Annotated in this window: 19 protein-coding genes and 1 other annotated feature; of the genes, 6 read left to right on the top strand and 13 right to left on the bottom strand. The window is 52.4% G+C overall.

Annotation, left to right across the window (positions count from 1 at the left end):
- Positions 1-44 precede the first annotated feature (44 nt).
- From EC840_RS09510 to EC840_RS09490, 5 genes are all read right to left on the bottom strand, one after another.
- Positions 45-305 (bottom strand): helix-turn-helix transcriptional regulator, encoded by a 261-nt coding sequence (locus EC840_RS09510; RefSeq protein ID WP_132965079.1) that lies wholly within the window; start codon positions 303-305, stop codon positions 45-47.
- A gap of 725 nt (positions 306-1030) precedes the next feature.
- Positions 1031-2350: an inosine/guanosine kinase gene (locus tag EC840_RS09505; protein ID WP_132965077.1), complete on the bottom strand. Its 1320-nt coding sequence runs from the start codon at positions 2348-2350 to the stop codon at positions 1031-1033.
- A gap of 38 nt (positions 2351-2388) precedes the next feature.
- Positions 2389-3351: a ferrochelatase gene (gene hemH / locus EC840_RS09500; protein ID WP_112287545.1), complete on the bottom strand. Its 963-nt coding sequence runs from the start codon at positions 3349-3351 to the stop codon at positions 2389-2391.
- A 254-nt stretch (positions 3352-3605) separates the two neighbouring features.
- Positions 3606-4250 (bottom strand): adenylate kinase, encoded by a 645-nt coding sequence (gene adk / locus EC840_RS09495; protein WP_112287544.1) that lies wholly within the window; start codon positions 4248-4250, stop codon positions 3606-3608.
- 103 nt (positions 4251-4353) lie between these two features.
- A complete protein-coding gene (locus tag EC840_RS09490; RefSeq protein WP_132965075.1) occupies positions 4354-5250 on the bottom strand; it encodes a DMT family transporter in 897 nt (298 codons plus the stop codon).
- 105 nt (positions 5251-5355) lie between these two features.
- Between EC840_RS09490 and EC840_RS09485 the strand changes: the two genes are divergently transcribed.
- Entirely contained in the window at positions 5356-6225 is an 870-nt protein-coding gene (locus tag EC840_RS09485) for a LysR substrate-binding domain-containing protein (RefSeq protein WP_132965073.1), read from the top strand.
- 46 nt (positions 6226-6271) lie between these two features.
- Here EC840_RS09485 and htpG read toward each other — a convergent pair whose 3' ends face one another.
- The 4 genes from htpG to dnaX form a co-directional block, all read right to left on the bottom strand.
- Complete coding sequence (htpG, locus tag EC840_RS09480) at positions 6272-8137, bottom strand: molecular chaperone HtpG (RefSeq protein ID WP_165353166.1); 1866 nt, start codon at positions 8135-8137, stop codon at positions 6272-6274.
- A gap of 167 nt (positions 8138-8304) precedes the next feature.
- A complete protein-coding gene (gene recR / locus EC840_RS09475) occupies positions 8305-8910 on the bottom strand; it encodes a recombination mediator RecR (protein ID WP_112287540.1) in 606 nt (201 codons plus the stop codon).
- On the bottom strand, positions 8910-9239 hold the full coding sequence (locus tag EC840_RS09470) for a YbaB/EbfC family nucleoid-associated protein (RefSeq protein ID WP_112287539.1): 330 nt from the start codon (positions 9237-9239) through the stop codon (positions 8910-8912). Before EC840_RS09470 ends, recR begins: the two co-directional genes overlap by 1 nt.
- 41 nt (positions 9240-9280) lie before the next feature.
- Entirely contained in the window at positions 9281-11230 is a 1950-nt protein-coding gene (gene dnaX, locus EC840_RS09465; RefSeq protein WP_132965071.1) for a DNA polymerase III subunit gamma/tau, read from the bottom strand.
- Positions 9881-9945, bottom strand: a sequence feature (DnaX frameshifting element). It overlaps the preceding gene by 65 nt.
- 321 nt (positions 11231-11551) lie before the next feature.
- On the opposite strand from dnaX, the gene EC840_RS09460 reads away from it, so the two are divergent.
- Positions 11552-13618, top strand: a complete 2067-nt coding sequence (locus tag EC840_RS09460) for an alpha-amylase (RefSeq protein ID WP_132965069.1) — start codon at positions 11552-11554, stop codon at positions 13616-13618.
- A gap of 64 nt (positions 13619-13682) precedes the next feature.
- Here the strand turns inward: EC840_RS09460 and apt are convergent, their stop codons facing one another.
- Together apt and EC840_RS09450 are read right to left on the bottom strand one after the other, a co-directional pair.
- Positions 13683-14234: an adenine phosphoribosyltransferase gene (gene apt / locus EC840_RS09455; protein ID WP_112287535.1), complete on the bottom strand. Its 552-nt coding sequence runs from the start codon at positions 14232-14234 to the stop codon at positions 13683-13685.
- A gap of 184 nt (positions 14235-14418) precedes the next feature.
- Positions 14419-14787, bottom strand: coding sequence for a DUF454 family protein (locus EC840_RS09450; RefSeq protein ID WP_113876128.1), 369 nt, complete (start codon positions 14785-14787; stop codon positions 14419-14421).
- A gap of 121 nt (positions 14788-14908) precedes the next feature.
- Here EC840_RS09450 and EC840_RS09445 point away from each other — a divergent pair, with 121 nt between their 5' ends.
- Positions 14909-15445, top strand: a complete 537-nt coding sequence (locus EC840_RS09445) for a primosomal replication protein (RefSeq protein ID WP_112287533.1) — start codon at positions 14909-14911, stop codon at positions 15443-15445.
- A gap of 95 nt (positions 15446-15540) precedes the next feature.
- Complete coding sequence (gene rsmS / locus EC840_RS09440; protein ID WP_015690305.1) at positions 15541-15714, top strand: pleiotropic regulatory protein RsmS; 174 nt, start codon at positions 15541-15543, stop codon at positions 15712-15714.
- A 60-nt stretch (positions 15715-15774) separates the two neighbouring features.
- Here rsmS and mscK read toward each other — a convergent pair whose 3' ends face one another.
- On the bottom strand, positions 15775-19110 hold the full coding sequence (gene mscK, locus EC840_RS09435) for a mechanosensitive channel MscK (RefSeq protein WP_240783289.1): 3336 nt from the start codon (positions 19108-19110) through the stop codon (positions 15775-15777).
- A gap of 232 nt (positions 19111-19342) precedes the next feature.
- Complete coding sequence (acrR, locus tag EC840_RS09430; protein WP_129638324.1) at positions 19343-19981, bottom strand: multidrug efflux transporter transcriptional repressor AcrR; 639 nt, start codon at positions 19979-19981, stop codon at positions 19343-19345.
- A gap of 141 nt (positions 19982-20122) precedes the next feature.
- On the opposite strand from acrR, the gene EC840_RS09425 reads away from it, so the two are divergent.
- The gene (locus EC840_RS09425) at positions 20123-21298 is read left to right on the top strand and encodes an efflux RND transporter periplasmic adaptor subunit (protein WP_112287530.1); all 1176 of its coding nucleotides are present in this window, start codon (positions 20123-20125) and stop codon (positions 21296-21298) included.
- 16 nt (positions 21299-21314) lie between these two features.
- Positions 21315-24467 (top strand): multidrug efflux RND transporter permease subunit AcrB, encoded by a 3153-nt coding sequence (gene acrB / locus EC840_RS09420; RefSeq protein WP_113876130.1) that lies wholly within the window; start codon positions 21315-21317, stop codon positions 24465-24467.
- Positions 24468-24545: the final 78 nt, after the last annotated feature.

Here is a 24545-nt window from a genome sequence, read left to right as displayed (position 1 = left end):
AACATAAGGGCGCAGTTCATCACTGCGCCTGTTTAAGCCCCATGCTAAACCAAATGTTTTTCTCTTACTGCCCTTCTGATTACCTTCCCACAATCATCAAAATAACGGCTCGGCCAGATGACCTCTGGCGCAACTCCCACAGCGTCAGCAATCAATATTTCACCTTTTGGCCACGGGCGTGACAACGCGTTTGATAGTGTCGAAGAGGATAAACCTGCCGCGCGTGAAGTTGCCGCAAGCGTAGTGCCTCTTTTACGCAAGGCAGCAATGATGTCAGCAGGATGCCAGTCATATTGGTGTTTCATTTGTCACCTCCGCGAGTAAGCAGCAGAAGGAACGGCAGGAAAGTGGGAGGATGTGAAATTCTTTTCATTTGCATCTCCAGGATCGTTAATGACCGCTACCACGAGAGGTGCAATGCTCTTGGGTGGTAGCTCAGACAGGGATTGCACTACCGGGATCCTGGAAAACCGGCCTGACCGAAGTCAGCCCCACCTGAGCCACCATTGAACGTCTCAAAATCGCAGAGTGCGAACATTTTGACGGATGTGACAAGGCGTAGACAAGAAACTGAGTGTTTCTAATCTCCAGAATATCCGGGGTGCAATTCCCGACTGCGGATGTGCCGCAGCGCACGGATCATACCGTAATGATTTCAAGGCTGCCAATATGTAAATCAGTTACCTGAGAGGCTGATTCAGAGAAAATTTAAGCTTTTGCAGGGGATTACATCGTGCGACGGGTTTTGATTTAAGAAGCCTGAGGCCGGTTCCAAAATATCGCCGGAGGAGAGGTGGAAAACCGCGTGTCTTTTTACGCGGGTTGTAACCCGAACGGAGGGCACCGCGCAGCGGCGGGATTTTGCGGCTATCGCTTCGCTGGCTGAAACATAGCCTCCAGCGACAGCGCGCAGTGAAAGAGCCGGAGATTCTAAAGAGCCGGAGATTCTTAAGAGGCGCGGCGACAGGCGCCTCTTATGGCCAGTTTGGGTGGCAACCCAAGGTCTTGACGTTGGCAGCCACCTGACTATTTATCGTTCCCAGTAACTCTCTTCCAGACTGTCTTCACGCTCCGGCAGACCACGCGTCAGACGTGGTGAATGCTGGTTCAGCACCTGATAACTCACGCGGTTGGCGTATTTACACACCTGCGCCAGTGAGGAGTACGTCAGATACTCGCGGGTATGTTTGCTGGAATTCGGCACGGAAGTGCGGTGAAAACCGTTAGCCGCGATGTCATGCAGCAGCGCAGAGAGCGCGCCATCCCCCGCCCCATTGGTATTCATGATTTTTTCCGGCCCGCCCATGTACGGCGCAATGTGGGAATAAATCTTCAGCGGCTCCTGACAGCATTCACGGCGCATCGCCCGGCTGAATTCATACTGATTAAATTCAGCAATCGCGCCCGGAAGCAACGGATGCTGAGTCGTGCGTTTGAATTCGTCTTCGGTATAACTCGCCATAAACAGACCGTTCGGTCCGGCGGTACACAACACCAGATCCACCCATTCCAGCGCTTTATCCGCCGCCATCAGCGGATCTTTCATGCCGGTCAGTGCAAACCCTTCATCTTCGTTCATCGCCAGAATCGACACGTTATCACGGATGAAATCGCGCCATGCCTGCGGATCCTCCGCGATGACGTATTGCGTCCCCAGCGTTAACACTACCGGCACATGGTATTTTTTAGCGTATTCAATGGCCTGCATGGTGGCTTCTGGCATCGGTTCGCCCGGCTTGCTGCGCAGCAGGTACGAGGTGAGCAGCAGCGCGGACGCGCCGGCAATCACATCTTCCGGCACGCTGCAGGCATGCAGTTCATTCATTTTGCCCGGACTGATGGCAAAGGTGCGCTCGCCGGTGTCACTGATCAGCGTGAAACAGCGGCCAATTGCGCCGTCCACGCCTTGCAGGAAATTAAGATCCACACGGCTTGAGGTGTTACACAAATAGCGGTAAGCGTAATCACCGATTTTGACGTTGTTACACATCACACCCAGCAGCACCGAACGGTCATCAGCCAGCACGGAATAATTGTGCAGCGTATTGCCGACGGTGCCACCGGCAAACTGATGGCTGATAAGCGCGTGGCTCATCAGTTCCTGATACAGCGCTTCCGACATCTCATCGTCAAGAATATTGGATTCACCCGGCGTCAGGCCGTAACGGGCCACAAAATTTTCATCCACGCGCGCTTCAATATCGACCATTGTCTGGTCGATGCCGACAATGTACGAGGCCCCGGCTTCAGATTCCGGCTGCATGGCCTGCAGCATGGAATCACGCAATAAAGGGTCACGCGCGCTGACCGGAAAATAGTGTTTAGACTTACGCTTACCAGGAAATTTCATTCATTATTCTCGGGAAATTCAAAAAACTCAGGCTTCATTCAGAAGTGCTGAGTGACCAGTTGTTGCAGCAGATCGATATGCTCCGGCTGGTCGTTTAAGGCGTCAATATATTCGAAGCGCTCGCCGCCTGCATGAATAAAAATCTCACGGTTCTCGCCTTTGATCTCTTCCAGCGTCTCCAGACAGTCTGCCGCAAAGCCAGGGCACAGGATCTGAATATGCTTAACACCCTGAGCCGGAAGACCTTTCAGCGTTTCGTCCGTGTACGGCGTCAGCCACGGTTCGCGACCAAAGCGCGACTGGAAGGTCAGCATTATTTTGCCCGACGGCAGTTGCAGCGCATCGGTCAGCGCCTGCACGGTATCGCGGCAACGCTGTTCATAATCATCGCCTTCAGCGACAAAACGCTTAGGAATACCGTGGAAGGAGAGCACCAGACGATCCGGTTCGCCATGCTGAGCAAAGGAACGTTCGATGCTGGCTTTGAGCGCGGAAATATAGGCCGGATGGGTGGCGTAGTCACGGATAAAGCTCATTGAAGGCAGGCGACGCTGAGATTTCAGCACGCGCGCCACACCGTCAAAAACCGCGGCGCTGGTTGAGCAGGAGTATTGCGGATACAGCGGCAGTACCACCATTTTAGTCACGCCCTGCGCCAGCAGTTTTTCAATGGGTTCTTTCATGCCCGGCTTGCCGTAACTCATCGCCAGTTCAACCGGCGTGCCCGGCAGGCGTTCTGCCAGCGCTTTCTGCTGACGGCGGCTGTACACCATCAGCGGCGAACCTTCTTCCATCCAGACCGCTTTATACAGTTTGGACACGCGCGGGGAACGCAGCGGCAGGATCACCAAATTCAGGATCGGCCACCACAACAGACGGGGCGTATCCACGACGCGGATATCACTCAAAAACTCAGCCAGATATTTTTTAACGGCCTGCGGAGTCGGTGCTTCCGGTGTTCCAAGATTGACCAGGAGAACACCGAATTTAGTCTGCGTCATGCTGAATATCCTAAATTAAAGGCATTGAAGCCGTGTGAAAAATGATGGGCGCCGCCGTTTTTGGTGCTGCAATTTGCAATGCTGAAAAGAGGCGCAGGTCATTGTAACGAAAACAAAGACGATGGGAACAACGGCATAAGCTATCAATGCGAATTGTTATTAATACCCTTCATACTTCAAGCTACAGAGGCGTTGGCGCAGAAAAACAAACGGGGCGACCGAAGTCACCCCGTGGTAGCGCGCAGTGCAGACGATTAGCTCAGGATTGCAGCCAGTTCGTCACGCACAGCAGAAACCTGCTGTGTGCCGTCAATTTTGACGTATTGAGTGTTGCCCGCTTCTGCTTCTTTGCTGTAGTAAGATACCAGCGGCTCAGTCAGCTCATGGTATTCCACCAGACGTTTACGCACGGTTTCTTCCTGATCATCTTTACGGGTGATCAGTTCTTCGCCAGTCACATCATCTTTACCTTCCACTTTTGGCGGATTGTATTGGATGTGGTACACGCGGCCAGAGCCCGGGTGTACGCGACGGCCAACGATGCGATCAACGATCAGTTCATCAGGCACATCAAATTCCAGCACGTAATCCACTTTGATGCCCGCGTCTTTCATAGCATCAGCCTGCGGAATGGTGCGTGGGAAACCGTCTAACAGGAAACCGTTACGGCAATCTTCCTGCTGAATACGTTCTTTCACCAGTGCGATAACCAGTTCATCGGTCACCAGTTTACCAGCATCCATAATCTCTTTTGCTTTCTTGCCGAGCTCACTTCCGGCCTTCACAGCGGCGCGCAACATATCACCGGTAGAAATCTGAGGAATACCAAATTTCTCCATGATGAATTGAGCCTGAGTACCCTTACCTGCGCCCGGAGCGCCCAGCAGAATGATACGCATTGCGTAAATCCCCTTGCATGTAATTATTATGAATCACGAAAACCGGTCAACCATACCATTCTGAGCACTTTTGCTCAAGGAACACACCCCGCTGAAATTGGGGTTAAGCCTGCGCTATCCGGCGTTTTACCCACCAGGTTTGCGACACCACCGCCAGCACGATGATCACACCACCGGCAACCGCCGATGGCGCAGGATCCTCATTTAAAAACAGTGAGATCCAAAGCGGTGCCAGCGCGGTTTCGAGCAGCAAAAACAGCCCCGCATTGACCGGAGAAACCAGCCGTGTCGACATCGTAATCAGCCCCATCGCCAGCGGCATAATTACCGCGCCTTCAAGTGCTATCCATAGCCATTGTTCACCGGCTAAGGCGGGTAAACCATGCAAAACGCTGCCACCGGAAAAAATCACTACACAAAAAGAGGCCAGAATACCGCCCAGTGAAGGCAGCCCGACGGTGCCGCTTTCGACTTTCGAAGCGAAGATAAACGCCAGCGCCATCGACACCGCCGTGGCCAGTGCAAAATAGTTGGCGACAGGGTCGTGGCCCGCGCTGCGTCCGCTCATCACCACGCCGACGCCCGCCATTCCGGCCAGTGCCGCCAGCATCAGCGGTTTATCAATGCGAACGCGGAAGAAAATCCGCGAAATCAATGCCGAGACAAACGGTGTTGAAGAGATGATCACCAGCACCGTGGCGATACTGCCGCGGTTGAGCGCATTGACGAAACAGGCTGACGCAATACAGAAGAACAACGTTGATAGCGCATTTTTACGGGTGATCCACGGCACGCCCAGCGTGGAACGCGATGCCGGCCAGAACAGGTACAACATCGCCACCAGTGCCCACATAAACAGACCGCGCAGTAGCACGATCAGCCATGAGTCTTCGACCGACATCAGGCGGATAAAAACGGAATCGGTACTGAGGATAACCCCGCCGAGAATGCCGATAAGAGTACCCGTAAAAGTGCCGTTTACCGGCGAAGACTGACGCATGTTTACCTCCTGTGATTCAACATGCGACAAGGTTAATGCGCTTTCAGCGGCAAAAAAAATGATATAAACAGACACGGAAGATGAAAAAAACTCACAAGGTATAAAATGAATGATCTCCCTTCGCTACGTGCCCTGCATTATTTCAAACAGGCTGCGCAGTTTGAAAGTTTCAGTACAGCGGCGGAATCCCTGAACGTGACACACAGCGCGATCAGCCATCAGATGAAAAATCTCGAAGGCTGGCTGGGGACGGTGTTATTTAATCGCACAGCTGGGCGCGTGTTTCTCACCGCTGACGGAATTAAACTGAAAACCTGCTGCGATCGGGTATTTGATGAGATAGCAAAAACCTGTCACGAGATCCGAAATGGCAGCGAACAGCATCTGATCATTGCCTGCTCACCCAGTTTTCTGGCGCAGTGGCTGCTGCCGCGCATCAACCGGTTTTCACAACTTTATCCGCAGATAACGCTTTCTTTTCAAACGCAGACCGCGCCCGGACAGCTGGAAAACCAGCGCACCGATGTGCTGATAAAAAGCGGTCCGCACATTGAAAACCCAGACACTGACGCTATGCAAATTGCCTCTGATTTTATCGGGCCGGTTTGTGCGCCTGGCTTGTGTCATGACCTGATGCCGCCGCCGGATTTCAGCGCCCAGCCCTTACTGCACGCCGATACGAAGATCAATGCCTGGCAGGAATGGGCAAAAGCGACGGGTGCGCCGGGCGATGTCAGTAGCGGTAAACATTTCGATAATCTGATTCTGGCAATCCAGGCGGCGAAAAACGGGCTGGGGGTATGTATCGCACCGAAAATGCTGGTGGAGAAAGAGCTGGAGGAAGGTTCACTGATTGCGCCGGCGGGCTTTTGCGAAGTAGATCGCGCTACGACGGTGCTGGTGAGTTCTCAGCGCCGTGACGAGCCGGAGATCCGCGCATTCAGGGAATGGATCCGGGAAGAAGCGAGGCAATAAAAAAGGGTGTCGCTTTCACGACACCCTTTCATTTTACGCCCGGCGATTACGCCTGTAACAGCGTGTTCATACGGCGGATGAACAGGTTTGGATCTTCCAGCGTGCCGCGTTCTGCGAACAGCGCCTGATCCAGCAACAGCTCAATCCACTCGCTGAACTGGTCTTCATCAGCCACATCAGAAGCACGTTTCACCAGCGCGTGTTCCGGGTTCAGCTCAAAGATGTATTTCACTTCCGGCGCTTCCTGACCGGCAGCGGCAAAGAGTTTTGCCATCTGCGTGGTCATTTCGTCGGCGCCGGTAGTAACGATGGCCGGCGTATCGGTCAGACGGTGCGTCAGACGCACTTCTTTCACACGGTCACCCAGCAGCGTTTTCACGCGCTCAACGAACGGCTCCAGCGCTTTTTCAGCTTCTTTCTGCTCTTCGCTTTCGTCAGCCAGTTTGTCCAGTGTATCGTCGGCCTTGCTGACGGACTGGAAGACTTTGCCATCAAACTCAGTCAGATAGCTCATCATCCATTCGTCGATGCGGTCAGACAACAGCAGAACTTCAATGCCTTTTTTGCGGAACAGTTCCAGATGCGGGCTGCTCTTCGCCGCGGCATAGCTGTCAGCAGTGATGTAATAAATTTTGTCCTGACCTTCCACCATGTTCGCCACATACTCTTCCAGCGACAAAGTCTGCTCGCTGCTGTCGTTGCGGGTGCTGGCGAAACGCAGCAGTTTGGCGATCGCTTCTTTGTTTGCGCCGTCTTCTGCCGGACCTTCTTTCAATACCAGACCAAACTGTTTCCAGAATTGCAGGTATTTTTCGTTGTCGTCTTTCGCCAGTTTTTCCAGCATTTGCAGAACACGTTTGGTCAGCGCACTGCGCAGGTTCTGAGTAATGCGGCTGTCCTGAAGGATCTCACGTGACACGTTCAGAGGCAGATCGTTGGAATCTATCAGACCACGAACAAAACGCAGGTAGTTCGGCATGAACTGCTCGGCTTCATCCATGATAAACACGCGCTGAACATAGAGTTTCAGGCCGTGTTTGTGATCGCGGTTCCACATATCCCACGGTGCCTGTGAAGGGATATACAGCAGGCTGGTGTATTCCTGCTTACCTTCAACGCGGTTATGGCTCCAGCTGAGCGGATCGCTGAAATCATGAGAAATGTGTTTGTAGAATTCTTTATATTCTTCGTCGGTCACTTCGGCTTTACCGCGGGTCCACAGAGCTTGCGCCTTGTTGATTTGTTCCCAGGTGACGGTGCCGTCTTCTTCGTTGCGGGTTTCGACTTCAACCGGCAGCGCAATGTGATCAGAGTATTTGCTGATGATGGAGCGCACGCGCCAGTCATCCAGGAATTCGTCCTGATCTTCACGCAGATGCAGGGTAATTTCAGTGCCGCGATCTGCTTTCTCGATGTCCGCCAGGGTGTACTCGCCTTCACCGGCAGATTCCCAGAATACCCCTTCGTCAGCGCTGGCACCGGCTGCGCGGGTGCGCACGGTGACTTTATCCGCCACGATGAATGCAGAATAGAAACCGACACCGAACTGACCAATCAGCTGGCTGTCTTTCGCCTGCTCAGAACCCACAGATTGCAGGAACGCTTTGGTGCCGGATTTGGCAATAGTCCCGAGGTTGTCGATCACTTCATCACGGCTCATACCGATGCCGTTATCGCTCAGTGTCAGGGTGCGTTTTTCTTTATCAAACGACAGACGGACATGCAGCTCACCATCACCTTCATAAAGCTCAGGTGCGGACAGTGCGCGGAAACGCAGTTTGTCGGCGGCATCCGAGGCGTTGGAGATCAGCTCGCGCAGGAAAATTTCTTTGTTTGAATACAGAGAATGGATCATCAGATGAAGCAGTTGTTTTACTTCAGACTGGAAGCCACGTGTCTCTTGTCCTTTCATACTCATCAAATTACCTCAATCCAGATACTGTTATTGACCAAATCAGACGTTGAGGAATAAGTGGGGTTATATGTCAGGCTTTTCAAGCGCAGGAGGAAATTTTTAAGAAGAAATGCAGAGGCATAGCAGAATAATACGAGGCGCAGAAGGCTGCGCCCGTATAACAGTCAGAACCGGAAGGGGTTACGCCCGGCGAGGGAATGTGACAGCGTGGTGCCATCGACCATATCCAGTTCGCCACCAACCGGCACACCGTGCGCGATACGGCTCGCCAGCACGCCAAACTGGCCGCACATTTCAGCGATATAGTTGGCGGTCGCTTCGCCCTCGACAGTCGGGTTGGTCGCCAGAATCACTTCCTGGATGTTTTCACTCTCCAGACGCTCTTCCAGACGGCCCAAACCAATGTCGTCAGGCCCGATGCCATCAAGGGGTGACAGGTGCCCCATCAGCACAAAATAGCGACCAGAAAACTGACCGGTTTGTTCTATCGCATGGATGTCCGCCGGACTTTCAACCACGCAAATCTGACCGTTTTCTTTACGCCGTGGATTGGCGCAAATGGTGCAGATTTCCTGTTCGGTAAAGGTACGGCAATCGGCACAGTGGCCGATCTCAGACATAGCACGCGTTAAAGACTGCGCCAGCCGCATTCCGCCGCTGCGATCACGTTGCAGCAGCTGGAATGCCATACGTTGCGCGGACTTCGGGCCAACGCCCGGCAGGCAACGCAACGCCTCCATTAAAGATTCAAGGAGAGGGCTGGTTTGCATCAGAACGGCATCTTAAAGCCTGGTGGCAACTGCATGCCGCCAGACACGGCTGCCATTTTTTCTTTCTGAGTTTCTTCGATACGACGTGCTGCATCGTTGAACGCCGCAGCGATCAGATCTTCCAGCATGTCTTTATCGTCTTCCAGCAGGCTCGGATCGATTTCAACGCGACGCACGTTGTGCGCACCATTGATGGTGATTTTCACCAGGCCAGCGCCTGACTCACCGGTCACTTCCAGCTGAGCGATTTCCGCCTGAGCCTGTTGCATTTTTTCCTGCATTTGCTGGGCCTGTTTCATCAGGTTACCAATGCCGCCTTTTCCAAACATAGTCTTCTCTCTCAGCAATGGCCGCGTCACAATCGCGGCGTTTAAATTGGGCGGATACTTTCTTCATCCAGCTCCGCGTCGAAGAAACGACGCAGCGTCTGAATGTTGTTATCCGCAATAATAGACTGACGCGCCTGCGCCAGTTTTTCTTCATAAATGGCCTGTCGCCATTCCAGCGGCGTCTTCACCGCCAGATTATCATCTTCCAGCACGGTCAGTTCAACCGGCGTCTGATGCAATGCCGATAAGGCATCCGTCAGCACTTTCTGCGCGGACGGCGAATTCAGGTGCTTTTGCGAGGAACGCAGGTGCAGGCAAATTTTACCCGGCTCCGGCTGCTCGCGATACGCATTCAGCGCCAGTTGCTGTACCAGTTTCGGAATGGTCATCCGGCTGATTTCAGCCGCCCATTCGTCTCGTTCAATCGCTTCTTCCGCCAGACGGGAAGCCAGTTCCGGCGATTTTTCATATTCCAGCGCGGTGCGCAGCGCTTTCGGTGTCGCTACCGGTTCCGGTGCGACTTCCGGTTCTATCGTCGCTTTCCAGCGATAAGCCTCTTCTTTTACCGGCGCGGCAGGTTCTTTCTTCACCGCCAGAGTCTGCGCACGTTCAGTCACCGAAGCGAGGCGCTCCAGTGCTGAGGTTGCCGGCCGCGCTTTTCCTGGCGCTGCCGGCTCAGCTTTTTTTGGGGTGGTACTCCCCTGCCTGAGCAATTGTGTTCGCGCCTGTAAAAGTTGCGCGGTGGAATCCGGCATCGCGGCCGGCTCGGCATTGCCCTGTGGCGGCGGCGCATTGTAGTTTTGTTGCGGCGACTGCTGCGATTGCGCTAAAGCAGGACGCGATGGCTGTGGCGCTACAGCCGCCGGAACCGCGACCGGCTGCGGAGCCGGTTCAGCAATAATCACTTTTGGATGGAAGGCCAGCGCACGCAACAGGGTCATTTCAACGCCCATGCGTTTGTCCGGCGCATACGCCAGCTCTTTGCGGCCTATCAGTAAGGTCTGGTAATAAAGCTGAACGTCAGCCGGCGGAATAACACGCGCCAGTTCGCGCAGACGTTGTTCGATAGCCGCGTAATGGTTATCGAGCACCGACGGCAACAGCTGAACCATCGCAATGCGGTGCAGCAGCGACAGTGTTTCCACCAGCAGGTTTTCCCAGTCCACGCCACGTGACGCGGCTTGTTCAACCTGCGCCATCATCTGACCGCCATCGGCGCTGACCAGCGCTTCCAGCATCGCCAGCGGTTGCTCGTCGTCCAGCGTACCGAGCATTTGCGCCACGGTTTCGGTGGTGACGGCGCCCTGCCCCATGGCGATTGCCTGATCGGTCAGGCTCAGCGCATCACGCATACTGCCGTCGGCAGCACGGGAAAGCAGCTGTAACGCACGCGGTTCAGTGGTGATGGCTTCTTCGGTTAATACATGCTCGAGCTGTTTGCGGATCTGTTCAGCGTCCAGCGCTTTCAGATGGAACTGCAAACAACGCGACAAAATGGTGACGGGTAATTTTTGCGGATCGGTTGTCGCCAGCAGGAATTTGACGTGCGAAGGCGGCTCTTCCAGCGTTTTCAACAGCGCATTGAAGCTGTGACGCGAGAGCATGTGCACTTCGTCAATCAGATAAACTTTGAAACGACCACGCGCCGGTGCGTATTGCACGTTATCGAGCAGTTCGCGGGTATCTTCGACTTTAGTACGGGAAGCGGCATCGATTTCAATTAAATCGACAAAACGGCCCTGCTCGATTTCACGGCAGTTATCGCACACGCCACAAGGCGTGGAGGTAATCCCGGTTTCGCAGTTAAGTCCTTTTGCCAGCAGACGGGCGATGGTGGTTTTCCCGACGCCACGGGTTCCGGAAAACAGGTAAGCGTGGTGGATGCGCCCGAGCGACAGGCCATTGGCCAGCGCGGTCAGCACATGTTCCTGTCCGACGACGTCGGCAAAAGTTTGGGGGCGCCACTTACGGGCAAGAACCTGATAGCTCATTAACACTTCATCGTTGATTTATAATGAATAATTTGACGATACACGAAAAAACATCGTTTAACCCGATTTTCTGCGCGGGTCGGCGAACCGGCGACTAAAGGCTAAGCATAATGATGCCCGCGCCAGACTGCCACTTCTTAGTGTACCAGCAGGGTCGCCATCATTCCTATTACTTTACTTTTTGCGTACCGCGCCGCAGTTTCTCCACCGTCGTCCTCCTCCTGACAATTCGCACAAGGGGATGAGGGCAAATTTTGCGCACTGATTACACTGAATTCACCTCTGTTCTGATAATGCTTCCTGCCCCGCGTAAGGAGAGCCATGAAATACCTGACATTGCCTTTATTACTGCTCGTTTCCCCCGCCGCACAGGCCAGCTGGGCGCTGGAAGGTTTTCCTGCGTTTGCCGAGCCGGTCAGCGGAATATTCACCAGCGATGCCACGTTATCCAAAGGACAGCGCGCACTGGAATTGCATCAGGATGATCAGTGCTGGCAACCTTCGGGCGCGGTAAAGCTTAACGAGATGCTGTCGCTGCACCCCTGTGAAAGTCATCCGCCGGTAAACTGGAAACAGTTTCGCACGGGCGATTATCAGGTACGCATTGATACCCGCAGCGGCACGCCCACGCTTCAGCTGAGCCTGAAAACGGCGCAGGAAGCCGTCGCAGCCGTGACAAAAACCTGTCCGCGTTGGGATGGCAAACCACTGACTGTGGAGGTATCCGGTACCTTCAGCGATGGCGAAACAGTGCGTGATTTTTATTCCGGCCAGAGTGCAGTGGTCGCTAATGGTCACATCACGATGACGCCCGATCCGGCCAGCGGCGGCCTGCTGTTGCTGGAATCTGCGACGCGTAAAACTCCCGCCACTTTCAGCTGGCAAAACGCCACAGTCTATTTCGTGCTGACCGACAGATTCGAAAACGGCAATCCGGATAACGATCACAGCTATGGCCGTCACAGTGACGGAATGCAGGAAATCGGCACTTTCCATGGTGGCGATCTGGCCGGACTGACCAGCAAGCTAGATTATCTGCAACAACTGGGCGTGAACGCATTGTGGATCAGTTCGCCGCTGGAGCAGATCCACGGCTGGGTCGGTGGCGGCACCAAAGGTGATTTCCCGCATTATGCCTATCATGGCTATTACACGCTCGACTGGACAAAACTCGATGCCAATATGGGCACCGGCGAAGAGTTACAAAAGCTGGTCAGCGAAGCGCACAAACGCGGGATCCGCATTCTCTTTGACGTGGTGGTCAATCACACCGGTTACGCCACGCTGGCGGATATGCAAACGTTCCATTTTGGCTCGCTGTATCTCAAAGGCGATGAAATCGAAAAAACGCTGCGCAAAAAATGGACCGACTGGAAACCCGGCCCCGGCCAAAACTGGCATAGTTTTAATGATTACATCAATTTCAGTGACAAAGACGGCTGGAGCACCTGGTGGGGCAAAAAATGGATCCGCACCGATATTGGCGATTATGCCCCGCCCGGTTATGACGACCTGACCATGTCGCTGGCGTTCCTGCCGGATATCAAAACCGGATCCACACAAGCCAGCGGCCTGCCTGTTTTCTATCGTCATAAACCTGATACCGCCGCCCGTGAAATCCCCGGCGCTGCGCCCCGCGATTATCTGGTGACGTGGCTCAGTCAGTGGGTACGCGATTACGGCATTGACGGTTTTCGCGTCGATACCGCCAAGCACGTGGAAAAACCAACACTGGCGTTGCTGAAAGCGCGTTCTGCCGAAGCACTGAAGCAGTGGAAGGCCGCCAATCCTTCACTAGCGCTGGATGACGCGCCGTTCTGGATGACCGGTGAAGCCTGGGGTCACGGCGTAATGAAAAGTGATTATTACGCCAATGGTTTTGACGCGATGATCAATTTTGATTTTCAGGATCAGGCAGCGGCGGCGCTGAACTGCTTTGCACATATCGACGCAACGTATCAGCAGATGGCGGAGAAAATGCAGGGTTTCAATGTGCTGAGTTATCTCTCATCACACGATACCCGGTTATTTTTCACTGACGATGCCAAAGGGTCAGTTCCCTTACAACAGCGTGCGGCAGACTTATTACTGCTGGCACCGGGCGCAGTGCAGATCTATTACGGCGACGAAAGCGGACGTCAGTTCGGCCCGACGGGATCGGATCCTTTACAGGGAACGCGATCAGACATGAACTGGAATGAGCTAAACGGTGCAAAACAGGCGTTGCTGAAGCACTGGCAAAAACTGGGGAAATTCCGGGAACAACATCCGGCGGTCGGTGCAGGTGTGCAGAAATCACAGCAGACAGCAGAATACTACGCCTTCAGCCGTCAGCACGGTGACGATAAGGTGATGGTAGTCTGGACGGGAGAAAGCGGGAAAGAGTAGCGCAGAAAGCAAAAGGCCTCGCGTTAACGGCGAGGCCTTTTTACATCACACTGCAGAATTTAAATCAGTGCCCGTCGAAACACACCAGGCTGTAGCAGGTGATATTGGCATCGTTCAGGCGTTTTTCACCGCCCAGTTCCGGCAGATTGATGATGAATGCCGCATCCGTTACTTCCCCACCAAGACGGCGGATCAGTTTCGCGGTAGCTTCAATGGTGCCACCCGTTGCCAGCAAGTCGTCGATCACCAGGATCTTCTCACCCGGCAGAATGGCATCCGTATGGATTTCAAGACTGTCAGTGCCGTATTCCAGATCGTAAGTTTCGCTGATGGTTTCACGCGGTAATTTGCCCGGTTTACGCACGGGAACAAAACCCACGCCCAGAGCCAGCGCAACCGGCGCGCCAAACAGGAAACCACGTGCTTCGGTGCCCACCACTTTGGTGACGCCGGCATCGCGGTAACGATCGGCCAGTAACTGAATGCTTGCAGCGTAAGCTTTTGGGTCTTCCAGCAAGCTGGTGACGTCACGGAACAGTATGCCTGGCTTCGGATAGTCAGGGATGGTCTTGATACTGTCTTTAATAAACTGTAGCTGCTGTGCGGTAGCGGTCATAATGTTAATTGCCTGATAAAGCTGCTGTTCATACTTAAACGCGGGCGGTCAAATGTCCCCCGTCATGCCCTTTTAAAGCATGTCGTTCAAGGAAGGAAATTGGGAGCGCACCGACGTACGAGATGCCCAAATCTATGCAAAGCTGCTTTAAAAAGCAACCCGCAGCCGGACATGATCGCCTGTTTTATTGCTCAAGGTCAACCACTGGTAATCGCCACATCATGATCAGTAACGCAAACATCATGCAAACCAATAAAATACGCACCCACAATAACGGCACAAAATAGATCGAAATCGCGAATGTCGTCACAATCAGCGCAACGGCTTTTGGCTTCGCCCCTTTCGGCAGCGCGCGATGCGCCTGCCAGTGACGTAAATAGCTGCCAAACCAGGAACGGTGCAGCAGCCAGTGATGAAAGCGTGGAGACGAACGGGCAAAACACCAGGCGGCCAGCAGTAAAAACGGCGTGGTGGGCAACAGCGGCAGCACAACGCCCAGCGTTGCCAGTACCACACACAGCCAGCCGACCATAATCAGTAATATGCGCTTCATGCAGTTCCTTTTGATTCGCACAAATTGCCAGAAATTAAGCCCCCAGTTTATACAAGTGCAACGAAGGTGTCATAACCGCCGGTTGCAGGTAAGCTATGAGCGTCATTAATGGAGATAACCTGTGAGCACTGAACGAATTTTACATGTCCTTGATCAGCAAATAGAAACTCTGGCGCGGGAAATCGAACCCATCGGCCATGTTTCCGCTTCGCAGGCCCGGTTTGATATCGCCCTTTTCTCAACCAAAGGCACCCGTCTGCGCGATTATCTGGCAGAAATTAAGATGAATTTACAGCAACTGAATCAGGAAGTGGTTGAGAAACGTTCCGCGCAGGTGGCGTTTATTGCCGAGCGACTGGTGGCACAAATCACCGCCATGCAGCGTGAACTCGCCACGCAAACACTGCGTAAAACGCACCAGACGCCGGAGCGAAAAAGTCATGATAATTATACCAAACTCGCGGAAACTCAGCAGTTCGAGCGTCGTCTGATTGCGATGATTGAAGACCGGGAAACTACGCTGGGACAACTCGCCACGTTCAGCGATCAGCAACGCGTGCAAAAAGAACTGGCTGCGCTGGAAGGACGTTTAATGCGGTGTCGTCAGGCACTGGCCAAAATTGAGAGGCAAATCGAGCGGCAGGAAAAAGGTTTTTGAATCTTTATCACATTTTTTTAATCCGGCGTTCAGACCCGCCATTTTCTTATCTATAATGGTAAGTCCAAAACCTGCTAATAATAATGTTGGCCAATATGTCCGTAGAAAATGCGCCTCCCGAACTTCAGCTTGCTGTTGATCTGATTTACCTGCTTGAGTGCAACGAAATTGCACCGGAAACCGCTCTCGCAGCACTGGAAATCGTACAACGCGATTATCAGGAAAAGCTGAAAAACAGCAAAAGCACGCTGTCAATTAGTTACCTTTAAGCCGTCCGGCTGACTGTATCAGGGGAACCTTTCGCATTCCCCTGAATTGCCCGCTTCCCATTAGCCCTGAGGCAACGCATCCGGTTCATCACCCGGTTGTCTCAACACGCGCTTAACTTCCTGAATCTCACTGCCGTCCTGATTGTGCAGATACACTTCCAGCTGATTGAAGGCGATATTGATGTCGTTCTCACGGCACAGTTTATCAATACTGCGGTTAAGTTCATCGACGGTATAACTGCGGTCGCCCAGTTCACGAACATAAACACGCAGTTCGTGATCGAGCGTGCTGGCACCAAAATTAAGGAAGAAGACCAGCGGTGCCGGATCACTCATCACACGGGCGTTTTCATGCGCCGCCTGCAACAAGATCTCTTTCACTTTATCCAGATCAGAACCGTACGCCACGCCAATTTTGATCAGCACGCGGGTGACGGTATCGCTCAGTGACCAGTTGATCAGCCGTTCCGTCACAAAGGCTTTGTTAGGGATGATCACTTCTTTGCGGTCAAAATCGATAATGGTTGTTGCGCGGATACGGATACGACTGACCGTGCCGGAAAATGTGCCAATGGTTACGGTATCGCCAATACGTACCGGGCGTTCGAACAGGATAATCAGACCCGAAACAAAGTTCGCAAAGATCTCCTGCAAACCAAAGCCCAGCCCGACCGACAGTGCCGCCACCAGCCATTGCAATTTATCCCACGAGACCCCGAGAGAACCGAGCGCCGTGATCGCCCCGATCACCGTGATCGAATACGTCAGGATGGTAGTGATAGCGTACGACGTCCCCTGCCGTAATTGCAGCCGCGACAGCACCACCACTTCCAGCAGGCCCGGCAGGTTTCTCGTCAAAACATACGCCACGATCACCGCCAGAAAACCGAGCAGCATATTACCCAGCGTCACGGTTTGCTGAGTGACCGCACCCGCCACCGTGCTGGAGTAATGCCATAACGTTATGCTGTCGAGATAGGAAATCACCGTCAATAAGTCCGACCAAATCCAGTAGAACACTGTCGCGAAGATGAAGAACAGTCCCATGGTGGTCAGGCGCAGCGATTGCTGGTTAATCTGATCCAGACCAATTTGCGGTTCTTCAACCGGCTCATTACCTTCCGCGCCCTCTTTCGCCAGGTTTGTCTGACGGCGGGCCAGCGCACGACGATACGCCAGACGCCGTGCTGCAACACTTAATCCCCTGAGCGCGGTGAGATAAATAATGTTCCAGAAAATCAGCAGGTAAAGACTGTCAATCCAGCGGCCCGCCAGACGCAGCGTGGTGTAAAAATATCCGGTGACCACCAGCCCGACCAGGAAAGCCGGCGCAATCGCAATCGCCGTGACCACCACCAGACGAATGCTGTGAGAATCTTTTTCACGCCAGCCATCGCGTGCGATCGGGAATACCAGAACCGTCAGCGCCAGCAGCGTCAGGAAAATCACCACCTGCCCGATGATGTCATCCACCAGACCGAGCGGTGCTTTCTCGCCGCGCACGGACCAGAAAATCAGCGGCAACATCACCAGGCTCAGACGAATGACGGAACGACGATAATGCGCGCAAGTGGCCGCAGGTGTAGTAAAGTGCCGCTCGTTGATGCCACCGGGTTTAAGAATGCGATAACAAAAGCCCATGACCAGCTGGAACACCGCCAGCCGCTGTGCCAGCGTCCATAAAAAGTCGCTCGGTTCGATATCACATTGCGAAAGCCAGTAGCCGACGCCCAGCATCAGTAACACGCCGGGTAAAACATTCAGAACCATCAATAACAGCGCCTGCGGCGTGTGCAGCTGGCTGTCGCGCTTGAGTTGTCCGACATCATTACTCAACATATCAATCCGCTGATCAATGTATTTCCTGCGCCATAACAGCAGCAAAATAACGATTAATAACGGGATGGTCACCGGCAGGGAATGCAACGCACCCAGCATCAGTTCGCCCGGTGGAATACTGACATGCAGGTCGCTTAGTTGACTTTTGACATCGCCCGGCAATGATTTGATGAACTCCCAGTTCATCGGCTTGTTACTGCTCACCCAGAAAATCTGCTGAGTCAGCGTTTCTGTAAGCGACTGGTTGATGCTCAGCAATTGTTGCTGGTTAATCTGTAAATTGATGGCCAGAGACAGCTGATTACCCAGTTGCTTATTCAGTTGATCAAGCAGTTCGCGGCGCATATCGACAATCTGATCCAGCGCATCGCTGATATCGTCATTAATCGTCTCTTTGCTGTTGGTCACCACCCCCTGAATGTAACTGTCGCCCTGAAATAAGGCATCACGCTGCTGATTAATTTTGAACTGCTCAAGCCGCAAATCAGCAATCCGCGTGCTCATATCGGTCATCAGACCGGAAGGTGGGATAGTATTTTGCTGCTGCTGATACAAAATGCGCGACAATAATAAGCTGCCTTTCAGCACCGTAATTTGCTCTTTAAGGTCATGCTCAGCCTGCGCCGAACGATCCAGCCAGTTTTTCACTGTAATATTTTTCTGAACCAGCTGGTTGCCTTCCTCGGTTGCGGCAATCAGACGTTCGCTGAGCTGGCGGTTAATTCCCAGTTCCTGCGCCACCAGCGGGTCATTTTGGATATTCGAGGCATCGTCCGGCGTTTGGGCTTCTTTCGCTGTCCGCTCGGACAAAATCAACCGTTTGCCGTTGACCACTTCCTGCAATAACTGCGCGGTGTGTTCAAGCTGATTGATGTGCGCGTTGGTGTAATCACGTTGTTTTTGCAGTAAATCCTGCAACGTGGTATTGGCTTCGAGGCTCTTACGTTGCAGGTCAATCTGCGCCCCAAGTAAAGCCTGTTGCGTGACCAGCATGTTTTGTTGCGTGTTACGTAAATCCTGCTGACCGGGCGACATGCCGTTGAGCTGATTACGGATTTTCTGAATCGCCAGCGAATAGGAGTACATTGCGTTCTGGACGCGCTCAGGCTGGGTTTGCAGGGAAATCAGCTGAGTGTTAAAAGTCGATAAATCTTCCTGCGAAGACTGCAAATCGTCGAGTGTGTCATTAAGACGGTTTTCCAGCTGACGCAGCGACAGCGCGGAAAGCTGAGCTTTATTCACATCATCTTTCGGATTGTTTTTGATCTGATCCAGACCGTCCATGGCGACCCGCAGTTTTTGCGGTGCGTCGGCGACCTGTTTTTGCAACTGATTTACTTCCTGCTTCACTCTTTCCAGCGCATCAAGATATTCCAGCGTGTGGATCAAATCCTGTTGCGAAAGCTTATCGACCGGCGTCAGGTTCTTCTGGCGATTTAATGCATCCAGCTGGTTCTGAACTTCATTCCTGCCGGGAATATCATTACTTGCCGCATGGCCGGAAAAGGAGATAAAAAGCAGTGCAACGCATATCACAAGCGTGAAAAAACCTGTCATTCCCCTTTTTTTCAGGGAAAGCCTTACGTCAGAAGGGGCGGCCAAAAACCGGATACACATACGTCAGCGTCAACTCATTTACTGAATGAATAATATGGAGATGACAATAGCAGCGTTGGCGATGAAAGGAAGGAGAAAAGCGTTTCTGAATACAACATCAGAGTGTGTATTTTATAAACAAAAAGGGATGTAAATTTGCAGGCTTATTAATTAACAGGAAAGTATTGAGGGGTTATTTTACCGCGGTGAGAAAGGACGAACGGCACAACATGTCAATATACGTATCCACGAATCTCCCGGCATTCCCTTCTAAATCAAAGCTTTCAGGAATAAATAACCAGTTTTCCATCAGCCCTGTGAGATAAGCACGAAGAATAATGGCGGCCTGGCGGGTATCAAGATCAACCGGGAGCTGCTTTTCTTCTATACAGCGCACGAGAATACGCTCGATTTTACCGTAACCTTCCATGTATAACGCTTTGCGCGCTTCGTGAACTGACGTCATCTCCCCAACAAATTCACATTTATGGAATATAATCTCCATCAATGCTTTACGTTGGCTATCGGTGACAGTGGCGACCAGAATGTAAATTAAGATTTCGCGTAAAATACGCAGTGGATTATTCGGATACTTTGTCTGATACTCTACTTCAAGCACTTTTATGCGGGATTCATAAGCTTCCCAAATCGCATTAAACAGCTCCACTTTGTTCCTGAAATGCCAATAAATTGCGCCCCGCGTCACACCGGCTGCATTCGCAATATCAGTCAGTGATGTCGACGATACCCCGCGGGCAGAAAACTCACGCACAGCAGCATCCAGAATCTGTTGTCTGGTTTCCAGCGCCTGTGATTTGGTTTTTCGTGCCATAGGTTTATCTTTAAGGGGAGTTTGATTTACATACATTCTTGAATGTATGTAACATAGCACGCACATACTAAAAGCGCAGCAATGGATTTGGAATGTTGTGATCCATTGGACAATTTGAAATCGGACACTTGAGGTTTATTTATGAACAAAAACAGAGGGTTAACGCCTCTGGCGGTAGTTCTGATGCTATCCGGAAGCTTAGCACTTACAGGATGTAACGATAAAGAAGCTCAACAAGGCGCACCTCATGCTCCGCAGGTTGGGGTCGTTACTCTCAAAACTGAACCGTTGAATGTGACTACCGAACTTCCTGGTCGTACTGCTGCTTTTCGCATCGCTGAGGTACGTCCGCAGGTTGGCGGCATTATTCTTAAACGCAATTTCGTTGAAGGCAGCGAAATTAAAGCCGGGACTTCGTTATATCAGATTGATCCAGCCACTTATCAGGCCGCGTATAACAGCGCTAAAGGCGATCTGGTAAAAGCTCAGGCGAATGCACAGATTTCACGTCTGACCGTAACTCGTTATAAACCTCTGCTTGGCACTAACTACATCAGCAAGCAAGATTACGATACCGCTGTGGCGACTGCCGCTCAGGCTGACGCCGCTGTTGTCAGCGCCAAAGCAGCCGTTGAAAATGCGCGTATCAATCTGGCTTATACCAAGGTCACCTCCCCTATTAGCGGACGTATCGGTATTTCGTCGGTAACTGAAGGTGCGCTGGTTTCAACCGGCCAGACCAATGCACTGGCAACTGTTCAGCAACTTGATCCTATCTACGTTGACGTCACTCAATCGAGCAACGATTTCCTGCGTCTGAAGCAGGAACTGGCAGATGGCTCACTCAAGCAAGTTAACGGCAAAGCACAAGTCAAGCTGCTGTTGGATAACGGTAAAGAATATTCACAGGCGGGTACATTAGAATTCTCTGATGTGACTGTTGATGAAACAACCGGTTCCATTACTTTGCGTGCCATCTTCCCTAATCCAAATGACGCCCTGCTGCCAGGTATGTTTGTGCGCGCACGTCTGGATGAAGGCGTAAACGACAACGCTCTGCTGGTTCCTCAGCAAGGTATTACCCGTAACCCACGTGGTGATGCCACGGCGATGGTGATTGGTGCGGACAATAAAGTTGAAATTCGTACAGTGACCACAACGCAGGCAATTGGCGACAAATGGGTCGTGACAGACGGCCTGAAAAGTGGCGATAAAGTTATCGTGACAGGTCTGCAAAAAATTAAGCCAGGCGTACAGGTTACTGCACAGGAAGTCGATCAAAACGCAGCAGCACCCGCTACAGCGACGAAGTCTTAATAGGAGCCGGTAATTCATGGCTAAGTTTTTTATAGATCGTCCCATCTTTGCATGGGTAATTGCGATCATCATCATGTTGGCAGGGGGATTGGCAATACTTAAATTGCCAATCGCACAGTATCCAACCGTTGCGCCACCGGCTATCCAGCTGACCGCAACTTATCCGGGTGCGGATGCGCAGACCGTACAGGATACCGTTACTCAGGTTATCGAACAGAACATGAACGGTATCGACAACATGATGTACATGTCGTCGACCAGTGATTCATCAGGTACTGTTCAGATTACCCTGACCTTCGCTTCCGGTACTGACGCAGATATCGCGCAGGTACAGGTTCAGAACAAACTGCAGCTGGCAACACCATTGCTGCCGCAGGAAGTTCAGCAACAGGGTATTTCGGTTGAGAAATCGAGCAGCAGCTTCCTGATGGTAGCGGGCTTTATTTCCAATAACGGTTCAATGACCCAGGATGATATCGCCGACTACGTCGGTTCCAACATCAAGGATCCTATCAGCCGTACTGCGGGTGTAGGTGACGTTCAGCTGTTTGGTGCTCAGTACGCGATGCGTATCTGGATGGATCCGAACAAACTGAACAACTTCCAGCTGACGCCGGTAGATGTCATCAACGCCATCAAAGTACAGAACAACCAGATCGCAGCAGGTCAGCTCGGTGGTACACCACCGGTTCCGGGCCAGCAATTGAACTCATCTATCGTGGCGCAGACCCGTCTGAAGTCACCTGATGAATTCGGTAAAATCATTCTGAAAGTAAATCAGGATGGTTCTCAGGTTCGCCTGAAAGATGTGGCTAAAATCGAACTCGGCGGTGAAAACTACGACGTTATTGCCCGTTTCAACGGACAACCTGCGTCAGGCTTGGGTATCAAACTGGCAACTGGTGCGAACGCCCTGAATACCGCGGCGTCTGTAAAAGCCACACTGACTAAGCTTGAGCCATTCTTCCCGGCTGGCTTAGAAATTGTTTACCCGTACGACACCACGCCGTTCGTAAAAATCTCGATTAAAGAAGTAGGTAAAACGCTGTTCGAGGCAATCGTCCTGGTATTCCTGGTCATGTTCTTGTTCCTGCAAAACTTCCGCGCAACGCTTATCCCGACCATTGCGGTTCCGGTGGTCCTGCTCGGTACCTTTGCAATTCTGGCAGCGTTTGGCTATTCGATAAACACCCTGACAATGTTCGGGATGGTGCTCGCGATAGGCCTGCTCGTCGATGACGCCATCGTCGTCGTCGAGAACGTCGAGCGTGTCATGGTCGAAGAAGGCCTGCCTCCGAAAGAGGCCACCAAAAAATCCATGGAGCAGATCCAGGGTGCATTGGTGGGGATCGCGATGGTGCTGTCCGCAGTATTCATCCCGATGGCCTTCTTCGGTGGTTCTACCGGTGTTATCTACCGTCAGTTCTCCATCACCATCGTTTCGGCCATGGTGCTGTCGGTTCTCGTGGCGATGATCCTGACACCTGCGCTTTGTGCGACCATGCTCAAGCCGGTTGCCAAAGGTGAGCATCACGATAAGAAAGGTTTCTTCGGCTGGTTTAACAAGAAATTTGACCAAAGCACGCACCACTACACCGACAGCGTAGGCAACATTCTGCGCAGCACCGGTCGTTATCTGGTGATTTATCTGCTGATCGTTGTCGGCATGGCATTCCTGTTTATCCGCCTGCCAACCTCCTTCCTGCCGGAAGAAGACCAGGGTGTATTCCTGACCATGGCGCAATTGCCAGCAGGTGCGACCCAGGAGCGTACACAGAAAGTGCTCGACGAAGTCAGCGATTACTATCTGACGAAAGAAAAAGCTAACGTGAAGTCCGTGTTTACGGTCAACGGCTTTGGCTTTGCTGGTCGTGGTCAGAACACCGGTATAGCGTTTATCAGTCTGAAAGACTGGTCTGAGCGTAGCGGCTCGGAGAATAAAGTTCCTGCCATTGCAGGCCGTGCGATGGGCGCATTCAGCACCATTAAAGATGCACTGGTGTTCCCGTTCAACTTGCCAGCGATTGTTGAGTTAGGTACGGCGACAGGCTTCGACTTCCAGTTGATTGACCAGGCTAACCTTGGGCATGACAAGCTGACTCAGGCACGTAACCAGTTGCTGGGCATGGTAGCTCAACATCCGGACTTGCTGACTCAGGTTCGTCCAAACGGTCTGGAAGATACACCACAGTTCAAAATCGAAATTGATCAGGAAAAAGCAACGGCACTTGGCGTTTCAATTTCCGACATCAACACCACTCTCGGTGCTTCGATTGGTGGTAGCTACGTCAACGACTTCATCGACCGTGGTCGCGTGAAGAAAGTGTACGTTCAGGCTGAAAATAAATACCGTATGTTGCCGTCTGACATCAATAACTTGTATGTCCGTGGCAGTGCTGGCCAGATGGTGCCGTTCTCTGCATTCTCCAGTGCGAAATGGGAATACGGTTCACCGCGTCTGGAACGTTATAACGGTCTGCCATCCATGGAAATTCTGGGTCAGCCAGCTCCGGGCAAAAGTTCGGGTGCTGCAATGGAGATGATGGAGTCTCTGGCTTCCAAACTTCCAAGCGGTATCGGCTATGACTGGACCGGTCTGTCCTATCAGGAACGCTTGTCAGGGAACCAGGCTCCGGCCTTGTACGCTATCTCCCTGATTGTCGTATTCCTGTGTCTGGCAGCATTGTATGAAAGCTGGTCAATACCGTTCTCGGTCATGCTGGTGGTTCCGCTCGGGGTTGTGGGTGCGCTTCTGGCAGCCACGATGCGCGGACTCAGTAACGACGTTTACTTCCAGGTAGGCCTGCTGACCACCATCGGGTTGTCGGCGAAGAACGCCATATTGATTGTTGAGTTCGCCAAAGACCTGATGGACAAAGAAGGTAAGGGTCTGATCGAATCCACACTTGAAGCGGTTCGTATGCGTCTTCGTCCGATTCTGATGACCTCACTGGCATTTATCCTCGGTGTAATGCCGCTGGTAATCAGCTCCGGTGCAGGTTCCGGTTCTCAGAACGCCGTAGGTACCGGCGTAATGGGCGGGATGATCACAGCAACGCTGCTGGCGATCTTCTTTGTTCCGGTCTTCTTCGTAGTGGTTCGTCGCCGCTTCGGTAAGAAGAACGAGGATATCGAACATACGCACAAAACAGAGCATCCGACGCTGTAACGGATCCTCATACTGAAGAAAGGCCGCTTATGCGGCCTTTTTTTTCGCCTGAGTCTTGAACCGGAAAACAGATGGGTG

The organism is Rahnella sp. JUb53, assembly GCF_004346065.1.
Lineage (GTDB): Bacteria > Pseudomonadota > Gammaproteobacteria > Enterobacterales > Enterobacteriaceae > Rahnella > Rahnella variigena.
The sequence above is the reverse complement of the archived record's forward strand: the minus strand, read 5'-3'. Positions and strand labels throughout refer to the sequence as shown.

Bases quoted from the DNA above. Each gene is read 5' to 3' on its own strand.
- hemH (WP_112287545.1), bottom strand. From the start codon at position 3,351: ATGACGCAGACTAAATTCGGTGTTCTCCTGGTCAATCTTGGAACACCG.
- EC840_RS09450 (WP_113876128.1), bottom strand. From the start codon at position 14,787: ATGAAGCGCATATTACTGATTATGGTCGGCTGGCTGTGTGTGGTACTG.
- EC840_RS09485 (WP_132965073.1), top strand. From the start codon at position 5,356: ATGAATGATCTCCCTTCGCTACGTGCCCTGCATTATTTCAAACAGGCT.
- mscK (WP_240783289.1), bottom strand. From the start codon at position 19,110: ATGACAGGTTTTTTCACGCTTGTGATATGCGTTGCACTGCTTTTTATC.
- EC840_RS09460 (WP_132965069.1), top strand. From the start codon at position 11,552: ATGAAATACCTGACATTGCCTTTATTACTGCTCGTTTCCCCCGCCGCA.
- EC840_RS09510 (WP_132965079.1), bottom strand. From the start codon at position 305: ATGAAACACCAATATGACTGGCATCCTGCTGACATCATTGCTGCCTTG.
- rsmS (WP_015690305.1), top strand. From the start codon at position 15,541: ATGTCCGTAGAAAATGCGCCTCCCGAACTTCAGCTTGCTGTTGATCTG.
- acrB (WP_113876130.1), top strand. From the start codon at position 21,315: ATGGCTAAGTTTTTTATAGATCGTCCCATCTTTGCATGGGTAATTGCG.
- EC840_RS09490 (WP_132965075.1), bottom strand. From the start codon at position 5,250: ATGCGTCAGTCTTCGCCGGTAAACGGCACTTTTACGGGTACTCTTATC.
- EC840_RS09425 (WP_112287530.1), top strand. From the start codon at position 20,123: ATGAACAAAAACAGAGGGTTAACGCCTCTGGCGGTAGTTCTGATGCTA.
- EC840_RS09505 (WP_132965077.1), bottom strand. From the start codon at position 2,350: ATGAAATTTCCTGGTAAGCGTAAGTCTAAACACTATTTTCCGGTCAGC.
- apt (WP_112287535.1), bottom strand. From the start codon at position 14,234: ATGACCGCTACCGCACAGCAGCTACAGTTTATTAAAGACAGTATCAAG.
- dnaX (WP_132965071.1), bottom strand. From the start codon at position 11,230: ATGAGCTATCAGGTTCTTGCCCGTAAGTGGCGCCCCCAAACTTTTGCC.
- EC840_RS09470 (WP_112287539.1), bottom strand. From the start codon at position 9,239: ATGTTTGGAAAAGGCGGCATTGGTAACCTGATGAAACAGGCCCAGCAA.
- acrR (WP_129638324.1), bottom strand. From the start codon at position 19,981: ATGGCACGAAAAACCAAATCACAGGCGCTGGAAACCAGACAACAGATT.
- recR (WP_112287540.1), bottom strand. From the start codon at position 8,910: ATGCAAACCAGCCCTCTCCTTGAATCTTTAATGGAGGCGTTGCGTTGC.
- adk (WP_112287544.1), bottom strand. From the start codon at position 4,250: ATGCGTATCATTCTGCTGGGCGCTCCGGGCGCAGGTAAGGGTACTCAG.
- htpG (WP_165353166.1), bottom strand. From the start codon at position 8,137: ATGAAAGGACAAGAGACACGTGGCTTCCAGTCTGAAGTAAAACAACTG.